This is a genomic window from Gordonia sp. JH63, from assembly GCF_009856645.1.
GTDB classification, from domain to species: Bacteria; Actinomycetota; Actinomycetes; order Mycobacteriales; family Mycobacteriaceae; genus Gordonia; species Gordonia hongkongensis.
This window is the reverse complement of the sequence record NZ_CP047235.1, coordinates 72,325-87,613: the sequence shown is the minus strand read 5'-3', so window position 1 is coordinate 87,613 and position 15,289 is coordinate 72,325. Positions and strand designations below refer to the sequence as shown.

Sequence of the window (15,289 nt, the reverse complement as noted above, 5' to 3'; positions counted from 1 at the left end):
CGGTCATCACTGGAATGTAGCGCGGCGAACCCCACCTAGTGTCCTGAGTCATTAATTTCCGTTCGGTTGTTAGGCTAGGGAATGGCAACCCGGGGTCCGCGAGCAGTGGATATTGTTCTGACTGATGACGAGCGCCGTGAGCTCGAAGGGTGGGCGCGTCGGCGAACGACGGCCTCGGGTTTGGCGATGCGCTCACGAATCGTTCTCGCCGCCGCTGATGGCGGTTCGAATACTGAAGTGGCACAACGACTCGGCCTCAATCGCAGTACCGTGCGGCGCTGGCGAGGCCGGTTCGTCGAGCACCGCTGCGAGGGGTTGCTCGACGAACCCCGGCCTGGGCGACCTCGCACCGTCGACGACGAGCAGATCAAAAACTTGATCACCGCGACTCTCGAGACCACTCCGAAGAATGCGACACACTGGTCGACGCGGGCGATGGCCGAGCATCTCGACATGTCACAGTCAACCGTGTCGCGTGTGTGGCGGGCGTTCGGATTGGCTCCGCACAAACAGGATTCGTGGAAGCTGTCGAGAGATCCCTTGTTCACCGAGAAGGTCCGCGATGTCGTCGGGCTCTATATGAACCCACCCGAACGTGCCCTGGTGCTTTGCGTTGACGAGAAGACCCAGATCCAAGCTCTCGATCGCACCCAGCCGATCTTTCCCATGCTCCCGGGCACCCCGCAACGGGCCAGCCACGACTATGTGCGCAACGGCACCTCCAGTCTGTACGCGGCGTTGGACATCGCGTCGGGAAAAGTGATCGGTTCGCTTCACTCACGGCATCGGGCAACAGAATTCATCGGGTTTCTCCGCAAGATCGACGCCGAGGTGCCCGACGAGCTCGACGTCCACCTGGTCATGGACAACGCCTCTACCCACAAGACGCCCGCGGTCAAACGATGGCTGACCTCGCACCCACGATTCGTTGTCCACTTCACCCCGACGAGCTCATCCTGGATGAACCTCGTCGAACGCTGGTTCGCCGAACTGACCACCAAGAAGCTCCAACGCTCCCCCCACCGCACCGTGAGAGCGCTCAACGCCGACATCAGAGCATGGATCGAGACCTGGAACGACAACCCCCGCCCCTACGTGTGGGTCAAGACCGCTGACCAGATCCTCGACTCCATCGCCCACTACTGCACACGAATTAATGACTCAGAACACTAGCTGCCTACGCCGAGGCGGCTCGTATGTCGCAGCCCGAACTGGTGGCTGCGTTGCGAGATCTGCTCGGCGCGCGGCTGGTCGCCTACCTGGGTCGGGTGAGCGAGACCCGGGCGGTGCGGCAATGGGCTGACGGCACCCGCACCATCGCCAACCCCGAGGACGTCGAACGGCTCCGGATCGCCTACCGCGCCGCCCGCCTGATCACCGAACGCGACACCCCCGCCGTCGCACAAGCCTGGTTCCAGGGCCTCAACCCGGTCCTCGACGACCGGGCGCCGGCATTGCTGTTGCGCGACGGCGAGCTCGCCGACGTCGGACCGCAAGTACTCGCCGCCGCCCGCCAATTCGCCGCGGTGGGATGAACCAACCACAGCCTTCGACGATCAGCACCCCGCACGGCCCGATCACCACCAGCATCCGGACTGCCACGCCCATATATCGAGTCGGATACGCGCCCAGCCCGTGGGAGTGGACACCATGGGAGTACGCCACCGACGACCGCTTCGCCGGCCGCTGGGACGACCCCGACGGGGGTGTGGCGCACCTTGTACTGCGCCGACACTCCCCTGGCCTGCTACCTCGAAGTCCTCGCCTTCGCCCGACCCAGCCCACAACTGATCGCCGAGCTCGACGACATCGTCGTCGACGAGGAAGACGAGCAGGACTACCCCGCGCTGCCGCCCGGCCACGTTCCGCGATCGTGGTGCGATCTACGGATGATCGGTCACGGCACCCTGACCGGACGGTTCGCGGTGCCCGCCGACCCGGACAGCCTCGCCACCCTCCGGACGGTGTTTCGGCCGCTCGCGATCCGCTACGGGCTCGATGACCTCGACACCGCCGCGTTGCGGGACGGCCGGCCCCGCGGGCTCACCCAGGCCATCTCCCGCTGGATTTACGCCCTCACCGACCACGGCCATGCAGCGGTCGACGCGATCGAGTTCGACTCCCGACACGGCGACCAGCTGCGCATGTGGGCGCTCTATGAACGCGCCGCCGACCCCGACATCAGCCCCACTCCGGCGTTCTCGACCACTCCCCCATTGACGCCGCGGATCCACAACTGGCCCGCGCCCTGACCCTCTTCGGACTCGAGTGGACTCCACATAACCGGCCTGAAACAGGCTGTGCCGCATCGTCGAACGAGCATGAGGATAGCTCGACCAACCGTGGTGGTCCTACGATCGTCTTCAAGTTCGGGATAGCGAACCTGCACCGCTACGCCGCCCACACCGGTGGACGCCGATTCCCAACCTCGTCTCAGCCGGGATGCCGGCCCGGCAGTTGCGCCAGTTCACGATCGTCGGCTCCCTGGTCGACCAACCTTGTCCGGGTCCGCTCCAACCACGCACGGGCCCACTCCGGGTCGGCCGCGGTCAGCATCCGATACTGTTCTGCCCATATGCGGCGCAGATAGTCGGGCGCGCCGGGCGAGTGCAGCCGATACGACGCCGCTTCGGCGATCGCCACCGCAACCCAGCTCAGAAACTCCTCTGGATCGCTGGACTGCCGGTCGAACATCACCGTGCCGCGTTCGCGGATGATCAAGTGCCACACACCGTCCGAGTCACGCACGCACGAGGGCGTCGCGTCGTCGGGGATGTGACCCAGGCGAGGCACATCGGACGGCTCCGCCGACATCGTCGCCGCGAGATCGGCTATCCGGCTGCGCATCTCGGGGTCGAGCTGGTCGTCGGCGCCCGACGTCATCCGGGGAAGACGCTCTCGAGCACACCCGAACACAGCAACCACTGGGTGTTGACGAAACCGCTTGTCTCGTTGAAACATCCGCGATGGTCCTCGATCAACCCGGGATCGAGGAGCTGCTGGTCGATCTGATATTGAATGCCGCCGCCCGGCTGACCGAAGCCCTTGGCGATACGTCCGATCCACACCTTCACCGGGCGCATGACCACGTACACGTGATAGTTGCAGAACTGAGGGTTGTCTTTGTCGACGAGGTTCTCCGGCGGAAGCGCCCGCCTCTTGTAGTGCGTGCCCGCGGGGGCCAGGAAGCGACCATTGGCGGGACCATAGCGATCTATCCGCTTGTTCGGGTTGAGGGTGGTCACCGACTTCTTGGCGGACCCGTCGGGGTTCAGCGTGTATCCGTCGTGGTCCGGATAGTCCCACTTGTCCCCTTTCCGATACGTCTGCAGGAACTCGCTCGGACTCAGACCCGCGAGCCGGTCGTAACCCCTCAACTGCGGACCCACCGGGGCATCGGTCGCCAGAATCTTCGGACCGAACAGTTCGTCGTTGTACAACAACTGTGCGGAACATCCACCCGCCTCCGGCCCGCCCAGCGATCCGAAGTCCAACGATCTCAGGGGATTCGGTGCGGCCGCCGCGACCCCTCCCCCGGACACCGCCAGCGCAAGACTGAAGAAGATGGCGAGCAGAGCATGGCGACGTTTCATGGCCGCGCCTTTCGATGGGTACGTCCGGAGGTCACGCAGTGCGGAAACTAACCGATCGACGACACGATGGGGCCTGAACTGCAAAGGTCCGACTCAGATTCGACCGGACGTCCCAAAGGGCTACCGCCGACGGTGTTCCGACGGCGGGATGCCGTAGCGCTTCTTGTACGCGGCCGCCAGCCGACTGGGGCTCGAAAAGCCCCATCGCGCAGCAACTTCGGCCACCGTGTCGGTGTTGTCCGGTTCGGTGAGGTCGTGGTGAGCCCGGTCGAGTCGGATGTCCCGCAGCGTCTGGGTCGGACTCGCACCGACGTGTTCGGCGAAGCCCTCCTGCAGTCGTCGGAGGCTCGAGCCGCTCAGTTCGGCCATGTCCGCCAGACGCCAGTCGCGTCCGGGATCGTCGTGCAACGCGTCGAGCACGCGCTTGACCATCCGCGGGCGCAGACCGGTACCCGCCTCTTCCGGAGAGACAGCGAGGAGGAACGCGCTGCTGATCGCGCTCGCCAGCTGCGGTCCGACCAGCGGGTTCGACAGGAGGTCGGCGGGTTCGCGCACCTGAGCCGACAATGCACGCACGAGCCCGAACCATGCCTGTTGGTCGGGTCCGGCGAGATCCAGCTGATCCGGCAGCCGCAACTGTGAACGCAGCGCCGACGCCCGGACCCGGTCGGCCTCACGTTCGAGGTACTCGGCGTCGAACTTCACCCCGACCACGACGCAGTCCGCCGACCACCGGGTGATCGTCGACGGGCGGTCCGCGGTGAAGACCGTGGCCGTCCCCTCCTCGGACGTCGTCTGCACCGATCCGGCGCGCGAGTCCAGGACGCCGCGGACCGGGATGTTGATCTCGTAGGCGCCCGGATAGTCGCAGGAGATGGAGACATCGGTCCCCCAGTTGAGCTTGCCGATCGTGACCGGTCCCAGCTCGACGGTCTGCAGGTTCAGATTCAGCTGATCCGGCGACGACAGCGCGGTCAGCTCATGCGGGAAGTACACCTCTTCGACGGCACGATGCGCCGTCTCCCAGTCGCTGGTCGATGTCGTGCTCCGCATGGACTTCTTCCTCGTACTCCGGTCGCGCAGGGTCGTGCATCTCGATTCAACCCGGTGACACACGACACTCGCCACCCGGTTCGGAGACTGCGATCACATTGCCGCGCGATCGGTGCCGCCGACGCGCGAAGCGTATCGACCGCCCGGTCGGCGGTCCCTAATGTCACCTCGCACCGGGTCGCCGACAACCTGCCGGCCGCCGCCCCCGGCTCTCGAGACGAACACAGCGGAGGAACCCATGACCAGCACCATGTCGTGGATCGACGACATCACGATGACCGAACTCGAACGCAACCCCTACCCCGTCTACGAACGGCTTCGCGCCGAGGCGCCGCTCGCCTATGTCCCGGTTCTCGGGTCGTATGTCGCGACGACCGCGGACATCTGCCGGTCGATCGCCACCAGCCCCGACTTCGAGGCGGTGATCACCAAGGCCGGCGGCCGTACCTTCGGACACCCGGCAGTGATCGGGGTGAACGGTGCGATCCACGACGACCTACGGTCGATGGTCGATCCAGCCCTGCAACCCCAGGAGGTCGACCGGTGGATCGACGACCTCGTCCGGCCGATCGCCCGCCGGTACCTGAGCGACTTCGAGGACGTGGGGCGCGCCGAACTCGTCGCCCAGTACTGCGAACCCGTCAGCGTGCGCGCGCTCGGCGACCTTCTCGGCCTTCAGTCGGTGAGTTCGGACAAGTTGCGCGAATGGTTCCACAAACTGTCGGCGTCGTTCACCAACGCGGGAGTCGACGAGAACGGCGAGTTCACCAACCCGGACGGCTTCGCCGAGGCCGACGCCGCGAAGCTGGAGATCCAGTCGATCGTCAATCCGCTGATCGACAACTGGATCGAGAATCCCGACGACAGCGCGATCTCCCACTGGTTGCACGACGGTATGCCCGAGGGACAGACGCGCGACCGCGACTACATCTACCCGACGCTGTACGTATACCTCCTCGGAGCGATGCAGGAGCCTGGCCACGCCATGGCCTCCACACTGGTCGGCCTCTTCAGCCGGCCGGACCAATTCGAGCAGGTCGTCGACGAGCCGAACCTGATCCCGCGCGCGATCTCGGAGGGCATGCGGTGGACGTCACCGATCTGGTCGGCCACGGCCCGGATCAGTACGAAGGACGTCGAGGTCGCGGGCGTCGACCTACCGGAGGGCTCAGTGGTCCTGATGTCGTACGGTTCGGCCAATCATGACCACTCCGTCTACGAGGCACCGTCGGACTACGACATCACCCGACCGCCGTTGCCGCATCTCGCATTCGGTGCCGGCAACCACGCCTGCGCAGGAATCTACTTCGCCAATCACGTGTGCCGGATCGGACTCGAGGAGCTGTTCGAGTCCATCCCGAACCTCGAGCGCGACAACAGCAGCGACGTCGAGTTCTGGGGTTGGGGTTTCCGCGGGCCGACGTCACTGCACACGGTGTGGGAGGTGTGACGTGTCCGACCCGACGACCCGGCCCGGCCCGACGACCTTCCGAATCGACGCCGGCAACACCTCGGTGACCTGCGGTGACGGACAGCGAGTTCTCGATGCCCTGTTGCGCCAGGGGGTGTGGATTCCCAACTCCTGCAACCAGGGCACCTGCGGCACCTGCAAGGTCCGGGTGATCGACGGCATGGTGACCGCCCCGCCTGCCCCCGACAGTGTCCTGTCCGACGCCGAGCAGCAGCAGGGATACGTGCTGTCGTGTCAGTCGACACCCATCACCGACATCGCCGTCGAACCGCCAGCCGCCGAGTGCGGCGAGCGCCATCACCTGTTGCGCGATGTCGCCGGAACGGTCGGTTCGATCACCGCGGTGGCCGATGACACCGTGTCCATCACGGTGTCACTCGACGAACCGTTCGAGTTCACGGCCGGCCAATACGTCGAGTTGTCGATCCCGGGCACCGGCCAGACCCGGCCGTACTCGATGGCCAACCCGCCCAGCGAATCCGACACTCTCGAGTTCCACGTCCGAAGGCAGCCAGACGGTCTCGCCACCGACCGGTGGATCTTCGATTCCCTGACGGTCGGGGCGGCGGTGTCCATGACGGGACCGTGGGGCGACTTCTGCCATCAGCCGGGCGAACCCGACGTCGGGCTCATCCTGCTCGCCGGGGGCACCGGTCTCGCGCCGCTGAAGTCGATCGCGAGAGCAGTACTCGACGCCGACCCCGATCGTGAGATCCACGTCTACCACGGCGTCCGCACCGAGGCCGAGCTGTACGACGTCGACTTCTGGCGCGCACTCGAGACCGAGCACCCGAATGTCCGGTACACGCCCTGCCTCAGCCGCGAAGAGTGGAGCGGCCGTACCGGTTACGTCGGTGACGCGATGATGGCCGACTTCGACTCCTGCCGCAACCACTCGGCATACCTCTGCGGCCCGCCCGCGATGGTCGAGGCGGGGGTCCGGGCCCTCAAGCGACGACGCATGCCGCCCCGGCGGATCAAGCGGGAGAAGTACACGCCCGCAGCGAGTCTCGTGACCCTCTGAGCCGGCCCGGAGGCACTGTTGTTCCGGTGCCGACGACCAGCTCAGGCCACGTCCTGCACATCCGCCGCCGACGCTCCGGAGATGATGTCGAGGACCCGCGGGTACTCGGGCGCAGTCGAGGTGACCACCGACCCGTGGTTGCCGCCACGGATGAGAACGGCCTCGGCGTCACCGCCGTCACGCACGACGGCGGCGACGTAGCGTTGCGAATTGGCCGGCGCGACCATCCGATCGGCGGTTCCGTGAACGGCGACCACGGGGGTGTCGGGATCGATGTTCTGGATGGGATCGACCATCGTGTACCGCTGCGGGACCTGCGCCGGGGTGCCGCCGAGGGCGGTCACGATCCGGTCGTCGCCATGCGTGGCCGCATAGGTCATGTCGAGTGGACCGGCGAGCGAGACGACCCGCGTCGGGCGAAACAGCGGCCGCGCACCGACCTCGTCGTCGTCCAGTTTGTGCCGGGTGCCGCCCCAGACCGCGAGTTGCGCTCCGGCACTGTGCCCGACAACCAGCTCGTCGTCGGTGTCGATCTGCGGGAACTGCCGGTCCACCACGACGACGTGGTCCAGGGCGCTCGCGACGTCCCGGAACGTCGTCGGCCAACCACCGCCCGATCCGACGCGGCGGTATTCGATGTTGTACACGGCCATGCCCCGATCGGCCAGGTCTCGTGCCAGCGGCTCGAAGACGTCGGCCCCGAGGGCGCTCTGCCAGGCACCGCCGTGGATGAGGACCACCAGCGGGATCGTGTCGACCCGTTGCTCACCCGCGGGCAGGTACAGCTCGGCCCAATTCTGTTCGGAGTCACCATCGTCCGGCGTCGGGTAGTCGAACCGGTGGACGGTCACCTCGTCGAGGTACTCGACCGGGGCGGCTGTGGCACTGCTGCTGGGGGTCGGGGTCGGCGTGGTTCCCGTGGAGCACGCGGACAGTCCCAACACGCCGGCGACGACGACCCCCAGTGCGATGCGGACGCGACGCGACGTGGCCGTCACCGCACGCTCAGCGGTACAGGCGTGATCGACGCGCCGCTACGCAGGGTCGCCGGCAGCGGTCCGAACCCGGGCCACAGATTCACCGGCACCGTGACCGTCGCGCCCGCGGGCAGCGAGATCGACGTCGGGCTGACCGCGACGCGATCGGTGAAGGTGTCGCTTCGTTCGACCTCCAGTCGGAGCCGCTGTGCCCGTCCTTCGGATCGAACGGTCACTCCCGACGGAGAGGTGGCCCCCACCGAGACCGCCGAGCCCGGGCCGATCGCCAACTGCGTGGTCTCGGTCGACAGTGATCGCAGCGAATTCTCGGTCGCGACTTCGAACTCCGCGGTCGACGGTGCCGACGAGGTCACCCGCATCCCGTGCCGGGCCGGATCGGCGTCGATGACCGCGACCGCACCCGCGGGCACCTCGAGATCACCCATCGCGACCACGCCGCCCGCGCTGAGCACTGTGGCGTCGATGTCCGCGGTCCGACCCGCTTCCACCCCGTCCACGACGATCCGGAACTTCCGGTTCGCGGGCACTGTGAACGTCGCGGAGTTGTCGTTGTTGAACAAGATCTTCTTGTCGACACCAGGGATCGCACGACCGGCGGGATCGGTGACCCGCACATCCCAGTCGACGTCGCCGACACCGCGCGCACCGCCGTTGTTGTCCGACACCATCACGACCGTCTCGTCGTTGCGCAGCTCCGGATCCTGATGACGTGCCAGGATCGGCGCCAACGGGACCAGCATCATCTTGTTGAGCGGGGAGCCCTGGAACAGCAGGGTCGGCTCCGACGGATTGGTCGCGGTCGAGTAGTACCAGCTGTTCGCGGCGGGGTCGGCGACGATCATTTTCTCGACACCGGGGAAGTTGTTGTCGTACACGACGATGCCGCGCTTGCCCTGCCCAAGGTCGCGGATCGCGATCGGGTTGATGGCGTGTCCGGCGCTCTGTTCCTCGTCGGTGTAGATCGCCAAGACGTAGTTGTCGTTGCGCGCCCACGCCGACCGCAGACGGGACAGTGCCTGGGTGACCGTGACCTCGGACTGCGCCAGGTCGGTGGGCGGGAACCCCTGGGTGATGAACATCCGCGCGATGAGTTCGTCGAGCGGTGCCGTCGGTCGGATGCTGTAGACGGACTGCCATGGCATCGCCAACGGGAACGGGTTCAGACGCTTGGTGGCATACAGTCCGGCGAGTGCGGCCATTCCGAAACAGTGCCCGCCCGCCATCGACTCGTTGAATTCCTGCTGCACGAGTTCGGCCACCGTCGTCGGCGAACACACCCCGAGCACGATGCGGGCGCAGACCTCGTCACCGAAGACGGCACGCATGCCCTCGATGCTCAGGCCGCGGGTGTGCAGCGCATCATTCGGTCCCCAGTTCTCGAACGAGAAACCGTCCCGTTTGACCTGGAAGTCGGCCTGCGCGACGAGCTTTCCGGCCTTGGGGTTCACCACGGGCGCCGCCTGCGACGGACCGGGGGCGACGATCGCCAAACCTGCGGCCACCGCCAGCACAAGTGCCGTCACCGAGAGACGCACCAGCCATCGATTACCGCGCGTGCCTGTGAGCATCGCTAAACACTAGCGGACAATTCAGACACCGCCCGAGTAGCCGGTGAATTCACCGGATCGATTTCTGAAATACGTCCCAAAATGTTTGTTGCGGCAGTTCGGCCCGCAATTCGGACCGAGCTGCCGCAACGTGATTGCGGGTTGTTTCGGGATTCCCCTACTTGACGCCCGAGAACACGTACTGCAGTACGGCCAGTGCCAGTTCGTTGTCCTGGATCGCCTGCCACAGGATGTTGTCCACCATGTTCGTCTCCGTTTCGATGTTCGCGTGAGGGGTCGGGTCCGGCACCGAGCAGGAAACCGTGGGTCGCCCCGCCCCGGCGCTGTCGATCCTACGTCGACTGCCGGGCGAGAGTTCGCCGGGCGATCCGCGCGACCGCCTCGTCGATCAGACGGCCCGCACTGTCGGTGGCCGCGGCGCCTCCCGCGGCGTCGAAGGCGGTCAGGACGTCGCGGGCGGAGGCGACCTCGGCGTCGGTCGGCGCCATCCCTGCTCGGGCAGGGGCGATCTGTCGCGGGTGGATGCAGGCGCGCCCGAGGAACCCGAGGGCGGTCAGCCGTCGGGTCTCGTCGGCGAAGCCGTCCGGGTCGTCGATGACCGGCGACGCCGCGCCGAGCGGTGGACCGATCCGCGCCGCCGCCGACGCGGCGACCACCTGCGAGCGTGCCCACAGCAGTTCATTGCCGACCACCGAGGTGACCCCGAGGTCGGCGGCGAGATCGACTTCCCCGATCTGGACGAACTCGACCCGCGGTCCGGCCGCGATCGACGCCGCGTTGCAGAGTCCGGCCCCGGTCTCGATCAGCGGCGACACCGGTGTGCGGGGTCGTCCCCACTCGGCCTCGAGCTCGGCCAGCATGGTGTCCACCCGCTCGAGCGTCGCCGCGTCGTCGACCTTGGGCAGCCAGACGCCGTCGGCGCCGGCCCGCACCGCCATGGTGAGGTCGTCGAGGAGTTCGGCTCCGGGGTTGACCCGCACCCAGACGGGGACGCCGTCCCGGTCGCGATTCTCCAGCCACGCGCCGACGGCGATGCGTGCGGTGTCCTTGCCCGACAACGGCACCGCGTCCTCCAGGTCGAGGACCACGGCATCGGTCCCCGACCCGACCGCCTTGTCGAAGCGCTCGGGCCGGTCGCCCGGGACGTACAGGAAGACCAGCGTCTGCGTCATCCGACCGTGACGGTGCCGTTGACGAGCGCCTTGGCGATGACCGTGCGCATGATGTCGTTGGTTCCCTCGCCGATCGACATCAGCGGCGCGTCCCGGTAGTAGCGCTCGACGTTGAACTCGGTCGAGTAGCCGTATCCGCCGTGGATGCGCATCGCCTCGAGGCTCGCGGTGATCGCGGTCTCCGACGCGAAGTACTTCGCCATGCCGGCCTCGCCGTCGACGCGGGCACCCGAATCCGCCTTGGCCGCTGCCCAGTACGTCATCAGACGCGCCGCCTGCAGCTGGGTGGCGATGTCGGCGAGCTTGAGCTGGATGGCCTGGAAGTCCGAGATCGGCTTGCCGAATGCCGTCCGCTCACGTGAATAGTTGAGCGCGGCGTCGTACGACGCCTGCGCGATGCCGACGCTACGGCCGGCGATGTTCAACCGACCGATCTCGAGGCCCGACAGCGCCTGCTGCATGCCCCGGCCCTCGACGCCGCCGAGCAGCGTCGACTGCGGGACGCGCACCTCATCGAGGAAGATCTCGCACGACTCGGTGCCCTTGTAGCCGAGCTTGCCCATGTCCCGCTGGACCTCGAAGCCGGGCGTGGTGGTGTCCACCAGCAGGATGCTCATGCCCTTGTGCGCCGGAGTGGCCGACGGGTCGGTCTTCACCAGTACCGGAAGCACATTCGCGTGGCGCGCGTTGGTGATCCAGGTCTTGGTGCCGCGGATGACGTAGTCGTCGCCGTCCTTGGTGGCGGTCGTCTTGATGCCCTGTAGATCCGTTCCGGCCCCCGGCTCGGTGAGGCCGATTCCGGTGCGGCACTCACCACTTGCCAGGCGCGGGAGCCACTGTGCCTTCTGTTCGTCGGTGCCGTGGCGCGCGATCATCCAGCAGGACAGGTTGTGACTGCCGAGGATTCCGGCGATCCCCATCCAACCGCGTGCGAGCTCCTCGTAGACGAGGGTGAAGGACACCATGTCGAGTTCGAGTCCGCCGAATTCCTCCGGCGTGGTGATCCCGAACAGACCCATCTCCCGCAACCGGTCGACGATCTCGGTGGGATACCGGCCGGTGCGCTCCCACTCGTTGGCGACCGGGATGATCTCCTTGTCGACGAGCTGGCGCAGGGCGGCGCGGAAGTCGCGCTGTTCGGAGTTGAAACTGAAATCCATTGTGATCCTTGCTCTCAGGCGTGACCGGACGGGTTCGCGGCGGCAAACCCACGGCGAGATGGGCGTGGTGTGCGTCAGCCGGCGGCGACGATGGTCGTCGCGAGGGTGGTGATCGGTACGACCGACGATGCGTTCGGGAGACCGAACACCGCGTCGACGAGGTCATCGGAGGCATCTTCGCCACCGCTGTTCCCGCGGAACTTCGCGGCCACGGCGGCGTCGTCCATCGGTCGGCCCGAAGTGCCACGGCTGCACGGCACCTCGCCGACGACCCGGGAGCCGTCGGCGAAGGTGATGACCGCCCGGCCGGCGGCGTCGGCGGCCGGGCGGTCATCGGGCACGGTGGTGACCTCGACGAGTCCCGCGGTGGTCGCGACCTCGGGGCGCCCGATCGAGTCCACAGCGTAGGTGTCCACGGTGACGGCACCGTCGTGCACGAGGGCGGCGACGCTCCACGGCAGATCGAACTTGGCGTCGTAGGCGCTGCGCGGGCTGCGGGTACCGGTGCCCGGGCCGCAGACGATCTCGACGCTGTCGGGGTGGACGTCGACGGCGATGCTCGTGATGTTCCCCGGCGTGATCTCGCGACCCTGCTCACCGGCCGTGACCAGTGCGGCGCCGACCGCGTCGAGCGCGGCATGCATCAGCTGGCAGCTCGGGTACGGCTTGATGCCGATACTGGCACTCTCCCAGCGGGTTCCGAGGTCGGCCACGATGGTGTCGGGATCTATCTCGCGATCGGCCAGCGCACGGTACAGACCGCGGCGGCCTTCGAGCACCGACTCGGGTCCGCTCGCCCCGGCCACCGCGAGCCGCGCGGCCAGGACACCGCTGAAGCCCGCGTTCCCGGGGTGCAGGGTCTTGGTGTTCGCGCCGGTGTCGAGGAACTCGAGGAGCCCACCCGACGACGACGCGGCGATGCCGATCGCGTTGGTGAGCACATCGGTCCCGGCGCCGTACAGCAATCCGGCGGCGACGGCACCGGCGAGCGGACCGACGACGGCGGTGGCGTGCAGTCCGCGCGCATGGAATCCGTGGGGCGCGGCCGCGCCGAGACGGCACGCGACCTCGAGCCCGGCCACCAGCGCGACGACGGTGTCGGCGCCGGTCGCGTCGACCTCCTCGGCGACCGCCAGCACCGCCGGGGCCACGACCGTCGTCGGGTGCACCAGCGCGCCGGCGTGCGTGTCGTCGAAGTCGAGCGCATGCATCAGCACGCCGTTGGCGAACGCCGCCGCGGGGGACGAGATCGCCTCGGCATCTCCGAGCGGGTGGGCCTGGGCGGGACCGCCGAGCGCGCGAGCCACCGTCAACCCCGGTCCGCCCTGGTCGAGGCGCCGGGCCCCGATCCCGTTGCCGATGCCGTCGAGCAGGTGTCGGAGTGCGGCGCGGCGGGTGGTCTCGGGGATGGCGTCGATGCTCAGGCCGGCGGCCCAGCTCGCGAGTCGGCGGGCGGTCACGACGGGGCCTGACCGGAGGGGGCCTGACCGGAGGGAGTCTGGGCGACCGCGCCGAAGGCGCCGCCGTCGACGAGACCACGGACGTCGTCCGCGCTGTAGCCCAGCAGACCCATCACCTCGTCGAAGTTCTCGTTGCGATGCGGTGCCCGACGATACTCCGTCTTGTCCGTGCCGAAACGCACCGGCGAGGTCACCTGCCGGACCTCACCCCACACCTCGTGTTCGGTGGTGGCGATGAGACCGCGTGCGAGCGTGTGCTCCTCGGTGAGCGCCTGCTCGACGTCGTTGATCGGCCCGGTGGGAACCCCCGCGTCGGTAAGCAGCGACACCCAGTGGTCGACGGTCGACTCGGCGAATCGCTTCTCCAGGATCGGCAGCAGCTCGTCCTTGTGCTGTCCGCGGGCGGCGAAGTCGGTGAACCGCGGATCGTCGAGCAGCTCGGCCAGACCGATGGCCTCGGCGAGGCGCACCCAGAACTTCTCCTTGGCGCAGCCGACGACGAACCAACCGTCGGTGGCCTCGAAGGCCTGGAACGGCACCAGCGACGGATGCGCCGAGTTCTTGGTGCGACCCGGACGGTAACCGGCATTGAGATGCCATGCGGCCGGGTAGGTGAGCATGGAGACCGCGGTGTCGTACAGCGAGACGTCGCAGTCGCCGCCGACACCATCGCGGCGCGCGGCGTGCAGACCGGCCATCAGGCTCAGGGCGGCGACGAATCCGCCGGAGAAATCCACAAGGGACAGACCGGATTTCGTGGGCGGTCCGTCCGGATCGCCGGTGAGGTCCATCCAGCCGGCCAGGCCCTGCAGGATGTAGTCGTAACCGGGCTGCTTGGCGCGCGGACCGGTCATGCCGAAGCCGGTCAGGCTGCAGCAGACGATCGCCGGGTTGAGGTGTTTGAGATCGTCGTAGGTGATCTTGATCTTCGCCGGGACGTCGCCGCGCAGATTGGAGTAGACCGCGTCGCTGGTCCGGACGAGGTCCTCGAACACCTTGCGGCCGCCGGGGGTCGCGAGATCCAGTGAGAGACTGCGCTTGTTGCGATTGAAGGCCTCGAAGAACAGGGAATCCTCGCCCGAGTTGTACGGGGGGACATACCTTCCGACGTCGCCGCCGGACTGCGGCTCCTCGATCTTCAGCACGTCCGCGCCGAGGTCGGCGAGGTGGACGCTGCCGAACGGGCCGGCGCCGTACTGCTCGATGGCGATGATGCGGACGTCCTCGAGCGGCTTCATCCGACGCTCCCCTCGGTGGTTCCGGTCAGCTCGGTCAGGGACGGGGCCTTGACCTCGGGGAAGTAGTTCTGTCCGATGCCGCTCTCGCGGGTCGCGACCATCACCGAACGCTTCCAGGAGATGACGACCTCGCCGTCCTGGTTGATCCCGCGGGTCACCATCGACACGATCCCCGCGTAGGGACGGGACTGGGACAGGCGCAGGTCGGTGCAGATGCTCTCGGCGTAGATGGTGTCGCCGACGTAGACCGGGTGGGCCAGTTTGACGTCGGTGAACTGCAGGTTCGCGACCGCGTTCTGGCTCATGTCGATGACCGAGAGTCCGAGGACCAGGGCGATGGTCAGACCCGAGTTCACGATGACCTTGCCGTCGGTGATGGGATTCGTCGCGGCGAGGTGGGAGTTGAAGTGGTTCTGGTTGGTGTTCATCGACAGGCATGTGATCCACGCGTTGTCGGTGTCGGTGATGGTGCGGCCCATCGGGTGTTGGTAGACGTCGCCCACGACGTAGTCCTCGAAGAAGCGTCCGAGAGTGGCGGGATGGGTGGTCAAT

At 67.3% G+C, this 15,289-nt stretch carries 16 protein-coding genes; 5 read left to right on the top strand and 11 right to left on the bottom strand.

All coding sequences use genetic code 11. The features are described from left to right. The first annotated feature begins 81 nt into the window (after nt 1–81). From GR168_RS00400 to GR168_RS00390, 3 genes are all read left to right on the top strand, one after another. The gene (locus tag GR168_RS00400; protein ID WP_068884350.1) at nt 82–1,173 is read left to right on the top strand and encodes an IS630 family transposase; all 1,092 of its coding nucleotides are present in this window, start codon (nt 82–84) and stop codon (nt 1,171–1,173) included. A 23-nt stretch (nt 1,174–1,196) separates the two neighbouring features. Continuing rightward, the gene (locus GR168_RS00395; RefSeq protein WP_033204248.1) at nt 1,197–1,535 is read left to right on the top strand and encodes a hypothetical protein; all 339 of its coding nucleotides are present in this window, start codon (nt 1,197–1,199) and stop codon (nt 1,533–1,535) included. Between the two features lie 171 nt (nt 1,536–1,706). Continuing rightward, nucleotides 1,707–2,252, top strand: coding sequence for a hypothetical protein (locus tag GR168_RS00390; protein WP_238994982.1), 546 nt, complete (start codon nt 1,707–1,709; stop codon nt 2,250–2,252). 181 nt (nt 2,253–2,433) lie between these two features. Here GR168_RS00390 and GR168_RS00385 read toward each other — a convergent pair whose 3' ends face one another. The 3 genes from GR168_RS00385 to GR168_RS00375 all read right to left on the bottom strand — a co-directional run bounded on the left by GR168_RS00385 (nt 2,434) and on the right by GR168_RS00375 (nt 4,646). Continuing rightward, nucleotides 2,434–2,883 carry an Imm63 family immunity protein gene (locus GR168_RS00385; protein ID WP_058253051.1) on the bottom strand — a complete coding sequence of 150 codons (450 nt, stop codon included), beginning with the start codon at nt 2,881–2,883 and terminating at the stop codon, nt 2,434–2,436. Continuing rightward, nucleotides 2,880–3,593, bottom strand: coding sequence for a TNT domain-containing protein (locus tag GR168_RS00380; protein ID WP_058253050.1), 714 nt, complete (start codon nt 3,591–3,593; stop codon nt 2,880–2,882). The genes GR168_RS00385 and GR168_RS00380 overlap by 4 nt, the downstream gene beginning before the upstream one ends. A 120-nt stretch (nt 3,594–3,713) precedes the next feature. Next, nucleotides 3,714–4,646, bottom strand: coding sequence for an AraC family transcriptional regulator (locus GR168_RS00375; protein ID WP_058253049.1), 933 nt, complete (start codon nt 4,644–4,646; stop codon nt 3,714–3,716). Between the two features lie 238 nt (nt 4,647–4,884). Here GR168_RS00375 and GR168_RS00370 point away from each other — a divergent pair, with 238 nt between their 5' ends. Both GR168_RS00370 and GR168_RS00365 read left to right on the top strand, forming a co-directional pair. After that, nucleotides 4,885–6,096, top strand: coding sequence for a cytochrome P450 (locus GR168_RS00370; RefSeq protein ID WP_004020850.1), 1,212 nt, complete (start codon nt 4,885–4,887; stop codon nt 6,094–6,096). Nucleotide 6,097: 1 nt separating this feature from the next. Next, nucleotides 6,098–7,141: a 2Fe-2S iron-sulfur cluster-binding protein gene (locus GR168_RS00365; RefSeq protein ID WP_065632050.1), complete on the top strand. Its 1,044-nt coding sequence runs from the start codon at nt 6,098–6,100 to the stop codon at nt 7,139–7,141. 41 nt (nt 7,142–7,182) lie between these two features. On the opposite strand, the gene GR168_RS00360 is transcribed toward GR168_RS00365, so the two are convergent. The 8 genes from GR168_RS00360 to GR168_RS00330 all read right to left on the bottom strand — a co-directional run bounded on the left by GR168_RS00360 (nt 7,183) and on the right by GR168_RS00330 (nt 15,288). Then, nucleotides 7,183–8,139 carry a prolyl oligopeptidase family serine peptidase gene (locus GR168_RS00360; RefSeq protein ID WP_101820400.1) on the bottom strand — a complete coding sequence of 319 codons (957 nt, stop codon included), beginning with the start codon at nt 8,137–8,139 and terminating at the stop codon, nt 7,183–7,185. Beyond that, nucleotides 8,136–9,707, bottom strand: coding sequence for a hypothetical protein (locus GR168_RS00355; protein WP_159369736.1), 1,572 nt, complete (start codon nt 9,705–9,707; stop codon nt 8,136–8,138). The genes GR168_RS00360 and GR168_RS00355 overlap by 4 nt, the downstream gene beginning before the upstream one ends. A gap of 157 nt (nt 9,708–9,864) precedes the next feature. Next, the gene (locus tag GR168_RS24120; RefSeq protein WP_255220179.1) at nt 9,865–9,996 is read right to left on the bottom strand and encodes a hypothetical protein; all 132 of its coding nucleotides are present in this window, start codon (nt 9,994–9,996) and stop codon (nt 9,865–9,867) included. Between the two features lie 43 nt (nt 9,997–10,039). Continuing rightward, complete coding sequence (locus tag GR168_RS00350; RefSeq protein ID WP_064572082.1) at nt 10,040–10,879, bottom strand: CoA ester lyase; 840 nt, start codon at nt 10,877–10,879, stop codon at nt 10,040–10,042. Continuing rightward, entirely contained in the window at nt 10,876–12,039 is a 1,164-nt protein-coding gene (locus GR168_RS00345; protein ID WP_004020855.1) for an acyl-CoA dehydrogenase family protein, read from the bottom strand. Before GR168_RS00345 ends, GR168_RS00350 begins: the two co-directional genes overlap by 4 nt. 74 nt (nt 12,040–12,113) lie before the next feature. Then, nucleotides 12,114–13,499, bottom strand: a complete 1,386-nt coding sequence (locus GR168_RS00340; RefSeq protein WP_065632052.1) for an MmgE/PrpD family protein — start codon at nt 13,497–13,499, stop codon at nt 12,114–12,116. Next, on the bottom strand, nt 13,496–14,737 hold the full coding sequence (locus GR168_RS00335; protein WP_065632053.1) for a CoA transferase: 1,242 nt from the start codon (nt 14,735–14,737) through the stop codon (nt 13,496–13,498). Before GR168_RS00335 ends, GR168_RS00340 begins: the two co-directional genes overlap by 4 nt. After that, nucleotides 14,734–15,288 (bottom strand): MaoC family dehydratase, encoded by a 555-nt coding sequence (locus GR168_RS00330; RefSeq protein WP_065632054.1) that lies wholly within the window; start codon nt 15,286–15,288, stop codon nt 14,734–14,736. The genes GR168_RS00335 and GR168_RS00330 overlap by 4 nt, the downstream gene beginning before the upstream one ends. Between the last annotated feature and the right edge of the window lies 1 nt (nt 15,289).

Coding starts and splice junctions, on each gene's coding strand:
- GR168_RS00400 (WP_068884350.1), top strand. CDS start 82: ATGGCAACCCGGGGTCCGCGAGCAGTGGATATTGTTCTGACTGATGAC.
- GR168_RS00395 (WP_033204248.1), top strand. CDS start 1,197: ATGTCGCAGCCCGAACTGGTGGCTGCGTTGCGAGATCTGCTCGGCGCG.
- GR168_RS00385 (WP_058253051.1), bottom strand. CDS start 2,883: ATGACGTCGGGCGCCGACGACCAGCTCGACCCCGAGATGCGCAGCCGG.
- GR168_RS00380 (WP_058253050.1), bottom strand. CDS start 3,593: ATGAAACGTCGCCATGCTCTGCTCGCCATCTTCTTCAGTCTTGCGCTG.
- GR168_RS00375 (WP_058253049.1), bottom strand. CDS start 4,646: ATGCGGAGCACGACATCGACCAGCGACTGGGAGACGGCGCATCGTGCC.
- GR168_RS00370 (WP_004020850.1), top strand. CDS start 4,885: ATGACCAGCACCATGTCGTGGATCGACGACATCACGATGACCGAACTC.
- GR168_RS00355 (WP_159369736.1), bottom strand. CDS start 9,707: ATGCTCACAGGCACGCGCGGTAATCGATGGCTGGTGCGTCTCTCGGTG.
- GR168_RS00350 (WP_064572082.1), bottom strand. CDS start 10,879: ATGACGCAGACGCTGGTCTTCCTGTACGTCCCGGGCGACCGGCCCGAG.
- GR168_RS00345 (WP_004020855.1), bottom strand. CDS start 12,039: ATGGATTTCAGTTTCAACTCCGAACAGCGCGACTTCCGCGCCGCCCTG.
- GR168_RS00335 (WP_065632053.1), bottom strand. CDS start 14,737: ATGAAGCCGCTCGAGGACGTCCGCATCATCGCCATCGAGCAGTACGGC.